This is a genomic window from Gordonia jacobaea (assembly GCF_965344965.1).
In the GTDB taxonomy this organism is placed as follows: domain Bacteria; phylum Actinomycetota; class Actinomycetes; order Mycobacteriales; family Mycobacteriaceae; genus Gordonia; species Gordonia jacobaea.
In genome coordinates this window covers 23145-36559 of sequence record NZ_CBDRLS010000008.1, presented here as the reverse complement: position 1 = coordinate 36559, position 13415 = coordinate 23145, and the positions used below count along the sequence as shown (strand labels likewise).

Genomic DNA, 13415 nt, shown 5'->3' with positions numbered 1-13415 from the left:
TCAGGCCGGCTCGGGCAGGGTGCCGGGATACGGAAGCGCGAGCGCCTCACGCTGCGCCACGAACAGCTTGTCCGTACCGATCTCAGCCATGTCGAGCAACTTGTCGAGGGTCGCGCGCGGGAACGTCGCGCCCTCTCCCGTGCCCTGCACCTCGACGAGGGTTCCGGCATCGGTGGCGACGACGTTCATGTCGACCTCGGCGCGCGAATCCTCCTCGTACGGGAGGTCCAGTCGCACGCGGCCGTCGACAACGCCGACACTCACTGCAGAGATCATGCACGAGAGCGGCTGCGGATCCGACAGTCGCCCAGCAGCTTTGAGCCACGTCACGGCGTCGGCGAGTGCGACGTAGGCGCCGGTGATCGACGCGGTGCGCGTGCCGCCGTCGGCCTGCAGGACGTCGCAGTCGAGGGCGACGGTGTTCTCGCCGAGCGCGCCCAGGTCGATGCAAGCACGCAGCGACCGCCCGATCAGTCGACTGATCTCGTGGGTGCGACCGCCGATCTTGCCCTTGACCGACTCGCGGCGTGAACGCTCGTGGGTTGCGGCGGGAAGCATCGAGTACTCGGCGGTCAGCCAGCCGAGCCCCGACCCGCGGCGCCAGGGCGGAACGCCCTCGGTGACACTCGCGGTGCACATCACTCGTGTCTGACCGAACTCGATCAACACAGACCCTGCGGGATTCGACGTGAATCCGCGGGTGATGGTGATGGGACGGAGTTCGTCGTCGGTCCTGCCGTCAGCTCGTGTGGTCACGAACTCAACTGTAGGAGATCACCCGGGTAGGTCGAACACCTGGCCCTGGCGCACGAGTCCGACCGGACCCGAGAAGGTACTTCGCGCTTCGGCGAGAATCGCCTCGGCGTCCGACCACGGTGCAACGTGGGTGATCGCGAGAGATTTCGCGTCGGCCTTGGTCGCCATCTCCCCCGCCTCGATGCCCGACATGTGCAGGTGCGGAGGGCGATCCGATGGAGCATGCGTCCACGACGCCTCACACAGGAAGATGTCGGCGTCTGCCGCCAGGTCGATCACCGCATCGCACGGACCCGAATCGCCGCTGTACGCGATGACCTGCCCCTGCGGCCCGGTGAACCGAAGACCGAATGTTGCGGGCGGATGGTCGACGCGGAAGGGGTCGATCGTGATGCCGCCCAACGTGATCTCGATATTGTCCGACCACTCGTGGACGTCGAACGTATCGCTGATGTCGTCGATCTGACCACCGAACTCGCTCGACGCCGCGCCGATGCGCAGCGCGGTACCGGTGGGCCCATAGAGCGACGCCAGTTCGGTCGCGGGTGTCGGTGCATAGCGGCGCCACACCAACAACGCGGGCAGGTCAACACAGTGATCGGCATGCAAATGGCTCAGTACGACGTCGACCTCGTTAGGATCGACAATCCGCTGCAACTCCCCCATTACCCCGGGACCACAGTCGACGAGCACGGGTCGATGACCAGGAACGGTCAGCAGGTAACCCGAGCAGGCCGCGCCGGGGCCACCGACACTGCCCGAACAGCCCAGGACAGTCAGACGCATACGACCTACCTTGCCACGCGCACATGGCGGGCAGACCACTTATCGGTCACAAGACACGCCGACCGGGAAGTGTGAACGGCCCGGCGTGGGCGACACGCCGCACGTCAGACCGGATCCACCGATCGGACAACGGGTCCGAGGAATCGACTCGACAGCTTTGCGAACATCTCCGGGTCGCCGGTCGCTTGGAAGTGGCGCACAGCCTCGCGCCCGGTGTGCGGGTGAAGGAGGTCGGATTCGGTGAGCACACGGAACAGATCTTTGGCGGTCTCCTCGGCGCTGGACACGAGAGTTACCTCGTCGCCCATCGCCAACTGAATCACGCCCGACAGCAACGGGTAGTGAGTGCAGCCGAGGACAACCGTGTCGACGTCGGCCTCCTGCAGCGGTTCGAGATATCCCTGCGCAAGACCCAGGATCTGCCTGCCGCTGGTGATTCCGCGTTCGACGAAATCGACGAATCGCGGACAGGCGACGGCGGTGATCTGAGCATCGCGGGCGGCAGCGAACGAGTCCTGATAAGCGCGCGACGAGATCGTCGCCTCCGTGCCGATCACCCCGATGCGCCCGGTCTTCGTCGCGACAACGGCTCGACGGACCGCGGGCAACACCACCTCGATCACCGGGATCGGCGCGTAGCGCTCACGGGCATCGCGCAGGCACGCCGCAGACGCGGTGTTGCAGGCGATCACGATTGCCTTCACCCCGCGCTCGGCGAGGTCGTCGCCGATCGCCAATGCGTGGCGTCGGATCTCCGGAATGGTCAGCGGACCGTACGGGCCGTTCGCGGTGTCGCCGATGTAGACGATGTCCTCGTCCGGCAGTTGGTCGATGATCGCGCGGGCAACGGTCAGCCCACCGACGCCGGAATCGAAGATGCCGATGGGCGCGTCGGCGCGTGTGTTCGTGACTATGACCGCACCCCCGGTGTTGTCGGGCCATACGGTGATACAGGACCCGACGAGGCGCTCCGTGGGCGTCGGCGACGATCCCGGTCGGCGAGGAACCACGCGGCAAGCACGCCGCCGATCGCGCCGAACAGGTGGCCCTGCCACGAGACTCCGAAGGTGCCGGGGAACACGCCCCACAGCACCGATCCGTACACGAGAAAGAGGATGACTCCGATCGCGATCTGCGTGAGGTCGCGGTTGAAGATTCCGCGCACGAGCAGGTAGGTCAGCCAACCGAAAATGATGCCCGACGCTCCGACTGTGACGCTGTACGACGGCGCGAACAACCAGACACCGAGGCCCGACACGATCCAGACGATCGCGGTGACGATCAGGAAGCGCTTGCTCAGCAGCAGAATGAATCCCAGCACGACGAGCGGGATCAGATTGGCGAACAGGTGCTGCCAATCGGCGTGGAGAAACGGTGCCCACAGGATGCCGTCGAGTCCGTCGATCTGGCGTGGTTCGATGCCGGCGCGATCGAGGTCGTAGCGCGTCGCGGCGTCGATCGCCTCGACGATCACGAGCACCGCGACGATGAACGCCATCACGATCGCCGACCGCGCCCACAGGGGTCGCGCGCCGCGCGTCGCGGGCGTGGTGCTCGGTGTCATCGTCTTTCCTTCGTCGGGAGGTCTCGACAAGCTCGACCAGCGAGGCTCGCTCGACCAGCGGGGGTAGCTCGACCAGCGAGGCTCGCTCGACCAGCGGAGGCGGCTAAGCCCAGAGCTGCCCCTCGAGTGCCTGCTCGGCATCCTCAAGGCTACCGTCGTACGCCCCGGTGGACAGATACTTCCATCCCGCGTCGGGCACCACCAATCCGATGTCGGCGCGTCGACCTTCTTTGAGCGCCTTGCGGCCGATGCCGCGGGCGGCCTGCAGGATCGCGCCCGTCGACACGCCCGCGAAGATACCCTCGCGGTCGATGAGTTCGCGGACCCGGGCCACGGCGTCGACGCCCTGAACCGAGTAGCGGCGGGTCAGCACCGATTCGTCGTAGAGCTCGGGCACGAAGCCCTCGTCGATGTTGCGCAGGCCGTACACCTCGTCGCCGTATCGCGGTTCGGCAGCGACGATCTCGATGTCGGGGTCTCGTTCGCGCAGATACCGTCCGACGCCCATCAACGTTCCGGTGGTGCCCAGTCCTGCGACGAAGTGCGTGATCTCGGGAAGGTCGGCGAACAGTTCCGGGCCCGTGCCCTCGTAGTGCGCGCGCCAGTTGGCCTCGTTGCCGTACTGGTAGAGCATCACCCAGTCGGGATGCTCCGCGGCGAGTTCCTTCGCTATGCGGACGGCGGTATTCGAGCCGCCCGCCGCTGGTGACGAAATCACCTCGGCGCCGTACATGCGCAGCAGTGATCGACGTTCGTCCGAGGTGTTCTCGGGCATCACGCAGATCAGGTGGTAGCCCTTGAGCTTCGCGGCCATGGCAAGCGAGATGCCGGTGTTGCCGCTCGTGGGTTCGAGGATCGTCGACCCCGGCTGCAGCAGGCCGTCGGCTTCGGCTTGCTCGATCATGCGCAATGCCGGCCGGTCTTTGGTCGAGCCTGTGGGGTTGCGATCTTCGAGCTTGGCCCAGAGCCGCACGTGCGGACCGTCGGCGGAGTCGTCCCACCTCGGTGAGAGACGTTGCAGTCCGATCAGGGGCGTATTCCCGACGGATGAGATCAGCGACGTGTAGCGCGCCACGAAATCCCTATCGTCCGAGCTGTGGCAGTGCGCCACCGGCGACCGCAGGCAGGATGGTGACCTCGTCGCCGTCGTCGATCGTGGTCGCGAGACCACCGGAGAAACGCACGTCCTCGTCGTTGACGTAGATGTTGACGAAGCGATGCAGCTTGCCCGCGCCCGCACCGTCTGCGGCGACGAGACGTTCCTTGAGGCCGGGGTTAGCGGTCTCGAGATTGTCGATGAGCTCCGACAGCGTCGAGCCGGAACCCTCGACCCGCTTCTCGCCGCCGGTGTGCGTACGCAGGATGGTCGGGATGGACACGGTGACCGTCATGGTTGATTCAGCTCCTGATCTCGATGGGTTCTTCGGTGACTTCACCGTCGATGATGCGGTAACTCCGAATCTCGGTGTCGTCGGCGTCGCGCGTGGACACGAGGACGTAGTGCGCTTGGGGTTCGCTGGCGTACGAGACGTCGGTGCGGCTCGGGTACGCCTCGGTCGCGGTGTGGGAGTGATAGATGACGATCGGCTCCTCGTCGTTGCGGTCCATCTCCCGCCACACCTTCAGTTGCTCCGTCGAATCGAAGCGGTAGAAGGTCGGCGACCGCTCGGCGTTGACCATCGGGATGAAGCGGACGGGACGGTCGGAACCCTCCGCGCCTGCGATCACCCCGCACGCCTCGTCGGGATGATCGGCGCGCGCATGCGCGACCATCTCGTCGACCAACTCCTGGCTGATCTGCAGCACTCGCTCTCCTCGAGGTGAACGGATAAACGTCGTGACGAACAACGTGCCCCTCGGCGCCGCTATTCCGAAACCAGGCCGCTACGCGATGCCGCTGGTCGTGATCGCCGACGGCGCGAGGTCGGCGTAAGAGGGCACGCCCGCCACCGAATCGGCCGCCAGCACGGCGTTGACGATCGCGCGCTGGGTGACCGTCACGGCGACGCGGCAGATGTCGGCGAGGACAGCGACGTCGGGGTTCATCCCCGCCGGCACGAACGCCGAGGGCTCGGTCGGATGTGCCCCCGTGGCAACCGCGAAGATCGTGTCTCCGTCGAGCGGCGAGTGCACGGGGTGGATGGCGCGGGCGAGACCGTCGTGCGCCGACATCGCGATTCGACGTACCGACGCCGCGTCGAGTTCGGCGTCGGTCGCCACCACTCCGATCGTGGTGTTGAGCACGGTCTGCTTGGCTGCGACGTCGGCCAGTCGCGCGGCATCCGAGCTGTCCGGGCGGGCGAGTTCGTAATACGCAAGGTCGTGATCTGTTGCGCCCCAAGGCAATCCGGTAGTGGGATCGATCACCGAGCCCACCGGGTTGGCGACGATCAACGCGCCGACGGTGATCCCCGACGCCGCGCCGGTCTCGATGCGCGACGACGCCGTACCCACTCCGCCCTTCAGTCCACCCGCCCGGGCTCCGGCCCCTGCTCCGACGCTGCCCTGAGCAACCTCGACACCCGCAGCCTGCAGCGCCGCGTGTCCGAAGCTCGCGTCCGGACGGTTGGTCCACCCACCCATCGGGAGGTCGAAGATGACTGCCCCCGGAACGATCGGGACCACGCCGCCCTGAGCATTCATCGGTAAGCCACGACCCGACTCCTCGAGCCCGGCCATCACCCCGTCCGCGGCGGCGAGTCCGTAGGCGCTGCCGCCCGTGAGCACTATCGCGTGCACCGTGGTGACGGTGTTCGACGGGTCGAGAAGGTCTGTCTCGCGGGTCCCCGGGCCACCGCCCCGCACATCGACGCCCGCCGTCGGGGCACTCGTCGCTCCCTCGGGTGCGCTGACCACCACGACCGTCGTACCGGTGGCCCATCCCGTTCCGGGTGGATCGTCGGGTCCGCCGAGGCCGAGCGTGGCGTCCGCGTCGACGAGGTGATGATGACCGACGGCGATGCCCGCAACATCGGTGATCCGATCGCCGACGGGGGCCCAGCCGGTCATCACATCATCGCCTCGACGAGCAGCTCCTGGATGACGGTCAGCCAGTGATAGACGTCCAGGTGAGCAGCGTGCGGATGGTCGGCCGGGAGTTGATCGGGGGTGTCCTCGGAGATCCCGAGCATCGCGCCCAACGCGAGGCGGACATCGTTGAGCGCTGTCAGCCAGCACATCGCCTCCTCCTCCGTGAGCGCGACGTCGCCGCCGCCGTCGGGAAGGGTCGCGAGCATCGTCGTCGACGCCGCGAGCTTGGCGTCGATGATCTTGGGTTCGTTGACACTGCGTAATGCCGCATTGAGCCGCCCGTTGACGGCGTCTGCGGTGAGTTCGGTGTCCTGGTCGGGGCGATGGAAGTCGGGCAACAAGCGTCCCAGGGTCGCGTCCGTCGGGGCGCTCGAATGTCCGGTCCGGATCCCGGTCAGCTCCGCGAGGTCGTCGCGCGGCGCGCTCTCCTCACGTTCGGTGAGCAATTCCGACATCGACGCCACCATCGACGCGAGGAGCTCGGATTCGTGCGACTCCAACGACGTCGTGTACCGCACCGAGCGTCCTCGGCCCTTGCGTTTGAAAACGCGCACTCGTATGTCCCGCCCGCTGCTAGCTGTCGCGCTGCATGGTGGCCCACAGACCCGCGGCATGCAGTTTCGTCACGTCGGATTCCATCTTGTCGCGGTCGCCCGACGACACCACGGCTTTACCCTCGGTGTGCACCTGCATCATGAGCTGGTTCGCCTTGGATTCGGAGTATCCGAAGACCTTCTGGAACACGAACGTCACGTAGCGCATCAGATTGACCGGATCGTCCCAGACGATGGTCACCCAGGGACGGTCGAACGCCGAGGCGGAGTCGGCAACTGCCGGGTCGGCCACGGCCGTGCCACCGCTACCACCGCCACTTCCGGGGGTAGCCTCATGCGCACGAATATCGTCAGGCGCCATACAAACTAGGGTAAGGGATCGTGACCATCCGCAACACCGCCCTGCTCACCGACCAGTACGAGCTCACCATGGTCTCCGCCGCGCTGCGGCAGCCGATCGCACACCGGCAGTGTGTGTTCGAGGTGTTCGCACGTAGGCTCCCCGACGGCCGCAGGTATGGGGTCGTAGCAGGCACCGCTCGCATCCTCGACGCGCTGACACAGTTCCGGTTCGGCGAAGACGAGATCGCCGTCGTCGAACGTTTCCTCGACGACGAGACCGTCGAGTGGCTCCGTAACTACGAGTTCACCGGCGATATCGACGGGTATCGCGAAGGTGAGCTGTACTTCCCCAACTCGCCGATCCTCACGGTGCGCGGAACCTTCGCCGAGGCAGTGGTGCTCGAGACGCTGATCCTCTCGATCCTCAACCACGACAGCGCCATAGCGTCCGCCGCTGCCCGCATGGTCAGCGCGGCAAGCAGGCGCCCGATCATCGAGATGGGATCGCGTCGCACGCACGAGTGGGCCGCCGTGGCGAGCGCTCGGGCCGCCTATCTCGCGGGTGTCGCCGCCACCTCCAATCTCGAGGCCGCGCGTACCTACGGCGTCCCGAGCGCGGGAACCGCGGCGCACTCGTTCACCCTCGCGTTCACCGATCCCGAGGGCCCCAACGAGAAGGCCGCGTTCGCCGCACAGATCGAGACGCTCGGCGTCGGCACCACGCTGCTGGTCGACACCTTCGACATCACCCAGGGCGTGCGCAACGCCGTCGAGGTGGCCGGTCCCGAGCTCGGCGCCGTCCGCATCGATTCCGGCGATCTGGGCGTCCTGGCACGGCAGGTCCGCGAGCAACTCGACGAACTGGGCGCCCCGAACACCAAGATCGTCGTCTCCGGTGACCTCGACGAATACGCGATCGCGTCGCTGCGCGCCGAGCCCGTCGACACCTACGGCGTCGGAACCTCGTTGGTCACCGGCAGCGGCGCCCCGACTGCGGGCATGGTCTACAAGCTGGTCGAGGTCGACGGCATCCCCGTCGCCAAACGCGCCAGCCACAAGGAATCGAAGGGCGGCGCGAAAAACGCCGTGCGGGTCGCGCGTCCCACCGGCACCATCGTCGAGGAGATCCTCTACCGCGCAGGAACACCGACACCCGACGTTCCGGGACACGTCGTCCGACCTCTGCAGATCCCGCTGGTTCGCGGTGGCCGTCGCGTCGACGACCTACCGACGCTCGACGACGCGCGCGCGTTCCTCGCCGAAGGTCTGGTCAGCCTGCCGTGGGAGGGACTCGGACTCTCGCACGGAGATCCCGCCGTACCGACACGTTTCCAACTCGGCTGACAACCGCGGGAACCGATACCCACCCGCCCACGTCCAATCATCGAACCGGTAGCGAGCAACCCGAGTACGTCACGCAAACAGGTACGTCAAGCAGACACAACCCGATCACACAGCAGCCAAGCCACGACCCGAGGAGATCGGAATGTCCAGCCCACACTTCGACGACGACGTCAGCCCAGCCCAAGCGCTCATCGTCGTCGACGTCCAGAACGACTTCTGTGAGGGTGGCGCGCTCGGCGTGAACGGCGGCACCGCGGTCGCGCGGTCGCTCAAGTCGTTGACCGACGACTACGGCATCGTCGTGGCGACACGCGACTACCACATCGATCCGGGCGCACACTTCTCCGACGATCCCGACTTCGTCGACACCTGGCCGCCGCACTGCAGGGTCGGGACAGACGGCGTTGCGTTCTCGCCCGAGTTCGATACCTCCGATGTGCAGGAGGTGTTCTCCAAGGGTGCCTACAGCGCGGCGTACTCCGGATTCGAGGGCGCCTCGGACGATGGCACCACACTCGCGGACTGGCTGCGCGCGCACGACGTGCGCAGCGTCGACGTGGTCGGTATCGCCACCGATCACTGCGTACGCGCCACGGCAGTCGACGCCGCGAACGAGGGTTTCGACACCCGCGTCCTGTTGAACTTCACGGCAGCCGTGTCCGAACCGACCGCCAACGCCGCGCTGACGAGCATGCGCGACGCAGGCGTCACGCTCGTGGGCGACCTGGTCTATGGCGGACAGGCCGCTTCCTAGTGACCGACCTCTCTGTAGCGAATGCGGCTGCGCCGGACGCCTCCGGGCCAACCGGCTCACGGGCGAACGGGCTGCCGCCGGTGACCGCCCTCCTCGACACCGCCGTGACCGCACTGTCGGGCAAACGCCGAGACGGGCAGGTCCGCATGGCCTCCGCCGTCGCCGACGCGATCGACACCGGACAGCACCTCGCAGTGCAGGCAGGTACCGGCACGGGTAAGTCGTTGGCCTATCTCGTGCCCGCGATCCGGCACGCCGTCGAATCCGGCGACACCGTGGTCGTCTCCACAGCAACCATCGCACTGCAGCGGCAGTTGGTCGAGCGCGACCTTCCCCGCCTCTCCAAAGCCCTGAAGGGCGCGCTCGGCCGCGAGCCGACGTTCGCGATCCTCAAGGGTCGCGGAAACTACCTCTGTCTGAACAAGATTCACGCAGGGACCGTCGAAGAGCCGGATACCGAACTGTTCGACGCATTCGAACTCTCGCGTACCGGCCGGGAGGTCACACGCCTGCGCGAGTGGGTGTCCGACACCGACACTGGCGACCGCGACGACCTCTCCCCCGGCGTCGCCGACCGATCATGGCGGCAGGTCAGCGTCACCTCGCGCGAATGCCTCGGGGCGTCGAACTGCTCGTATGCCGAGGATTGCTTCGCCGAACGGGCACGGCGCAAGTCGGGGCAGGTCGACGTCGTGGTGACCAATCACGCGCTGTTGGCGATCGACGCGATGAGTCCGGCCAACGTGCTGCCCGACCACCATGTGGTGATCGTCGACGAGGCGCACGACCTCGTCGACCGCATCACATCGGTGTCGACATCCGACGTCTCTGCCGCGTCGATCGCGGTGGCCGCCCGACGGTGCGGCAAGCTCATCGACGAGGAGACCGTCGACGCACTCATCGGAGCGGGCGAGCAACTCGGCGACATGCTCGACGACGCCCCCAAGCGCGAGTGGACCGCCATGCCCGCGGATGCCGCGCTGGTGCTGGCGACGCTGCGAGACCGGTTGTGGCAGGCGCGATCGGCGATCGGTCCCGCGCGCGGGCCGGGAGGTGCCGACGACGGCAAGGGTGCAGCTCGGTCGGCGGCGCTGACCTCATTGGAAGAACTCCACGACACCGCGGTCCGCGTGCTCGGCGCCTTCGACGAACCCGACCCGGCGAAACGACGCGACGTCGTGTGGGTGGCCGAAGAACGCGCGGGCAGATCCGAATCGTCGACGCGCACCGTGCTGCACATCGCACCGCTGTCGGTTGGCGGACTGTTGCGCGCGACGCTGTTCAGCGAGTCGACCGTCATCCTCACCTCCGCGACACTGACCATCGGGGGTTCCTTCGACGCCCTGGCCGCCACGTGGGGGCTGCCCGCCGCGGGTCGCGGCACCGACACCCCAGTCGCCGACGACATCGCGCTCGGCGACGCACGCAACGACGCACCCGCGCGCGATGTCACCGCAACGGGCAGTGCTGCACCCTCCGACGGTTCGCCAATGCGGTGGACGGGACTCGACGCCGGTTCGCCGTTCGACTATCCACGCTCGGCAATCCTCTACGTCGCACGTCATCTCCCCCGACCGGGCCGAGACTCGATCGCGCCAGCAACGCTCGACGAGCTCGCCGCGCTCACCGAGGCCGCGGGTGGTCGCACGCTCGGGCTGTTCTCGTCGATGCGCGCCGCCCGCGAAGCCAGCGAGGTGCTTCGCGCGCGCAGCGACCTACCCATCCTGTGCCAGGGCGACGACACCACCGCCGCGCTCGTCGCGCGCTTCGCCGAAGACCCCAGGACCTGCTTGTTCGGCACCTTGTCGCTCTGGCAGGGCGTCGACGTCCCCGGACCGTCGTTGTCGCTGGTGATCATCGACCGCATCCCCTTCCCGCGCCCCGACGATCCCCTGCTCGGCGCCCGCCAGCGCGCCGTCACCTCGCGGGGAGGAAACGGATTCCTGTCGGTCGCGGCCAATCACGCGGCATTGCTGCTGGCGCAGGGGGCCGGACGGCTCCTGCGTTCGGTCGACGACCGCGGCGTCGTCGCTGTTCTCGATTCGCGACTGGCGACGGCCGGATACGGCGGTTACCTCCTCGCATCCATGCCACCGTTCTGGCGCACCACCGACCCCGACGTGGTCCGCGCGGCACTCGGCAGACTCGCCGCCGTACCGCTACGGTGAGTCTGACGCTTGGATCTGACATCACGACCCGGCGACGTCACTAGAGTGAACGCAACACCTTGGGATCGATGAGGACTCCCGGCCCTGCGCGTGGCCGCTGACGAGAGGGGGCCGAAGTGATCGGCCGGATGGGCATCGACGACATCCAACCATTGGTCTCCGCAGGGCAATACCCTGCCAAATGTGTTGTCGGAGAATTGATCCCGATCAGCGCGACGGCGTGGCGGGAGGGGCACGACGCCCTCGGGGTCACCCTGCACGTCGAAACGCCCTACCGCACCTCGTTCGACGTCCGCATGTCGCCCGCGAGCGAACCGGATGTCTTCAACGCAGCCATCGTGCCCGACGCCGTCGGCTACTGGACCTTCCGGATCGAGGCGTGGAGCGATCCCTATGCGACGTGGCGGTCGGCGGTCACCAAGAAGATCGACGCCGGCCAGGGCGCGGAAGACCTCGCCAACGACCTCGAGATCGGCGCACGGGTGCTCAGCGAAGCGGCGCAACAGGTCGACGGCACCGACCGCCAACTGTTGCTCGACGCCGTCGACTCACTTCGCTCGAGGCGCAGGCGAGTCGAGAACCGGGTGGGCATCGCGTTGTCCGACGAAGTCGTCGATCTTCTCGACGAGCATCCCGTGCGCGAACTCGTGACCAAGAGTCGCAATCTGCGGATCTGGACCGACCGACGTCGCGCACTCTACGGATCGTGGTACGAGATGTTCCCACGATCGACGGGCGGCTGGGACAACGACGGCCGTCCCGTGCACGGCACGTTCCTGACTGCGGCCCAAGATCTCTCGCGCATCGCCGACATGGGATTCGACGTGGTCTACCTGCCACCGATCCACCCGATCGGTGAGGTCAATCGCAAGGGGCCCAACAACACATTGGTCGCGGCACCAGACGACGTCGGGTCGCCGTGGGCGATCGGGTCGGCGCAGGGCGGTCACGACGCGATCCACCCACAGCTCGGCTCGCAGGAGGATTTCGAGTATTTCCTGTCTCGCGCAAGCGAACTCGGCATGGAGGTCGCTCTCGATCTGGCGTTGCAGACCGCCCCCGACCACCCGTGGGCCACCGAGCATCCCGACTGGTTCACCACCCTGCCCGACGGCACGATCGCCTATGCCGAGAATCCACCGAAGAAGTATCAGGACATCTATCCGCTGAACTTCGACAACGATCGCAATGGCATCTACCGCGCGGTACTCGAGGTGGTACTTGCGTGGAACAAGTTGGGCGTCAAGATCTTTCGGGTCGACAATCCGCACACCAAGCCGCCGAACTTCTGGGAGTGGCTGATCATGGAGGTCAAGAAGCGCGACAGCGACGTGCTGTTCCTCGCCGAGGCGTTCACCAGACCCGCCCGGCTCTATGGCCTTGCGCGCCTTGGTTTCACCCAGTCCTACACCTACTTCACCTGGAAGACCGCGAAGTGGGAAATCGAGGAATTCGGTCGCGAGATCGCCGCGCACGCCGACGAGTCACGGCCCAACCTCTTCGTCAATACCCCCGACATCTTGCACGAGAGCCTGCAACACGGTGGACCCGGCATGTTCGCGCTTCGCGCCGCATTGGCCGCCACGCTGTCACCGACCTGGGGTGTCTACAGCGGCTATGAGCTTTACGAGCACCTGCCCGTACGCGAGGGCAGCGAGGAGTATCTCAACTCCGAGAAGTACGAACTCCGTCCGCGTGACTACAAGGGGGCCGCGAGCCGCGGCGAGTCGCTCGAACCGTGGATCACGTCGCTCAACGCGATCCGTCGACGGCACCCGGCCCTGCAACAGTTGCGCGACATCACATTTCACCACCTCGACAACCCCGCACTGATCGCCTATTCCAAGCTCGACCCGGTGTCGGGCGACCGTGTCGTCGTGGTGATCAACATCAATCCGTTCGGTGCGGAGGAGTCGACGCTGTGGCTCGATATGCCCGCGCTCGGATTCGACTGGCAGGAACGCTTCGTCGGCAAGGACGAGGTCTCCGGTGAGGAATTCGGTTGGGGCCAGGCGAATTACGTACGACTCGAACCGTGGCGCGCCGTCGCACACATCGTCGCCCTTCCACCCCTGAGTCCCGACGCCGCCCGCCGACTCTCCTACCGAATCCAGTGA

Annotated in this window: 14 protein-coding genes; 4 read left to right on the top strand and 10 right to left on the bottom strand. The window is 66.7% G+C overall.

The features are described 5' to 3' along the window. The 10 genes from rph to clpS all read right to left on the bottom strand — a co-directional run bounded on the left by rph (position 1) and on the right by clpS (position 7051). Positions 1–756, bottom strand: a complete 756-nt coding sequence (gene rph, locus ACRVY7_RS21605; protein ID WP_049700917.1) for a ribonuclease PH — start codon at positions 754–756, stop codon at positions 1–3. A gap of 18 nt (positions 757–774) precedes the next feature. Continuing rightward, positions 775–1542, bottom strand: a complete 768-nt coding sequence (locus ACRVY7_RS21600) for a cyclic nucleotide-degrading phosphodiesterase (protein WP_431818595.1) — start codon at positions 1540–1542, stop codon at positions 775–777. A 104-nt stretch (positions 1543–1646) separates the two neighbouring features. Then, positions 1647–2456: a glutamate racemase gene (gene murI / locus ACRVY7_RS21595; RefSeq protein ID WP_083444490.1), complete on the bottom strand. Its 810-nt coding sequence runs from the start codon at positions 2454–2456 to the stop codon at positions 1647–1649. Beyond that, positions 2453–3106 carry a rhomboid family intramembrane serine protease gene (locus tag ACRVY7_RS21590; RefSeq protein WP_049700919.1) on the bottom strand — a complete coding sequence of 218 codons (654 nt, stop codon included), beginning with the start codon at positions 3104–3106 and terminating at the stop codon, positions 2453–2455. Before ACRVY7_RS21590 ends, murI begins: the two co-directional genes overlap by 4 nt. A 103-nt stretch (positions 3107–3209) precedes the next feature. Then, positions 3210–4181 carry a PLP-dependent cysteine synthase family protein gene (locus ACRVY7_RS21585; RefSeq protein WP_431818594.1) on the bottom strand — a complete coding sequence of 324 codons (972 nt, stop codon included), beginning with the start codon at positions 4179–4181 and terminating at the stop codon, positions 3210–3212. Positions 4182–4188: 7 nt separating this feature from the next. Next, complete coding sequence (locus tag ACRVY7_RS21580) at positions 4189–4497, bottom strand: MoaD/ThiS family protein (RefSeq protein ID WP_049700921.1); 309 nt, start codon at positions 4495–4497, stop codon at positions 4189–4191. Between the two features lie 7 nt (positions 4498–4504). Then, positions 4505–4912: a M67 family metallopeptidase gene (locus ACRVY7_RS21575; protein WP_431818593.1), complete on the bottom strand. Its 408-nt coding sequence runs from the start codon at positions 4910–4912 to the stop codon at positions 4505–4507. Positions 4913–4990: 78 nt separating this feature from the next. Further along, on the bottom strand, positions 4991–6115 hold the full coding sequence (locus tag ACRVY7_RS21570) for a P1 family peptidase (protein WP_431818592.1): 1125 nt from the start codon (positions 6113–6115) through the stop codon (positions 4991–4993). Continuing rightward, positions 6115–6690: an oxidative stress transcriptional regulator AosR gene (aosR, locus tag ACRVY7_RS21565; RefSeq protein ID WP_431818591.1), complete on the bottom strand. Its 576-nt coding sequence runs from the start codon at positions 6688–6690 to the stop codon at positions 6115–6117. The genes ACRVY7_RS21570 and aosR overlap by 1 nt, the downstream gene beginning before the upstream one ends. 19 nt (positions 6691–6709) lie before the next feature. Beyond that, on the bottom strand, positions 6710–7051 hold the full coding sequence (gene clpS, locus ACRVY7_RS21560) for an ATP-dependent Clp protease adapter ClpS (protein WP_049700924.1): 342 nt from the start codon (positions 7049–7051) through the stop codon (positions 6710–6712). Between the two features lie 20 nt (positions 7052–7071). Between clpS and ACRVY7_RS21555 the strand changes: the two genes are divergently transcribed. The 4 genes from ACRVY7_RS21555 (at position 7072) to ACRVY7_RS21540 (ending at position 13415) form a co-directional block, all read left to right on the top strand. Next, on the top strand, positions 7072–8376 hold the full coding sequence (locus tag ACRVY7_RS21555; RefSeq protein ID WP_431818590.1) for a nicotinate phosphoribosyltransferase: 1305 nt from the start codon (positions 7072–7074) through the stop codon (positions 8374–8376). A 142-nt stretch (positions 8377–8518) separates the two neighbouring features. After that, positions 8519–9130: an isochorismatase family protein gene (locus ACRVY7_RS21550; protein ID WP_431818589.1), complete on the top strand. Its 612-nt coding sequence runs from the start codon at positions 8519–8521 to the stop codon at positions 9128–9130. A gap of 71 nt (positions 9131–9201) precedes the next feature. Then, positions 9202–11298 (top strand): ATP-dependent DNA helicase, encoded by a 2097-nt coding sequence (locus ACRVY7_RS21545; RefSeq protein ID WP_431818675.1) that lies wholly within the window; start codon positions 9202–9204, stop codon positions 11296–11298. Positions 11299–11414: 116 nt separating this feature from the next. Next, complete coding sequence (locus tag ACRVY7_RS21540) at positions 11415–13415, top strand: maltotransferase domain-containing protein (protein ID WP_431818588.1); 2001 nt, start codon at positions 11415–11417, stop codon at positions 13413–13415.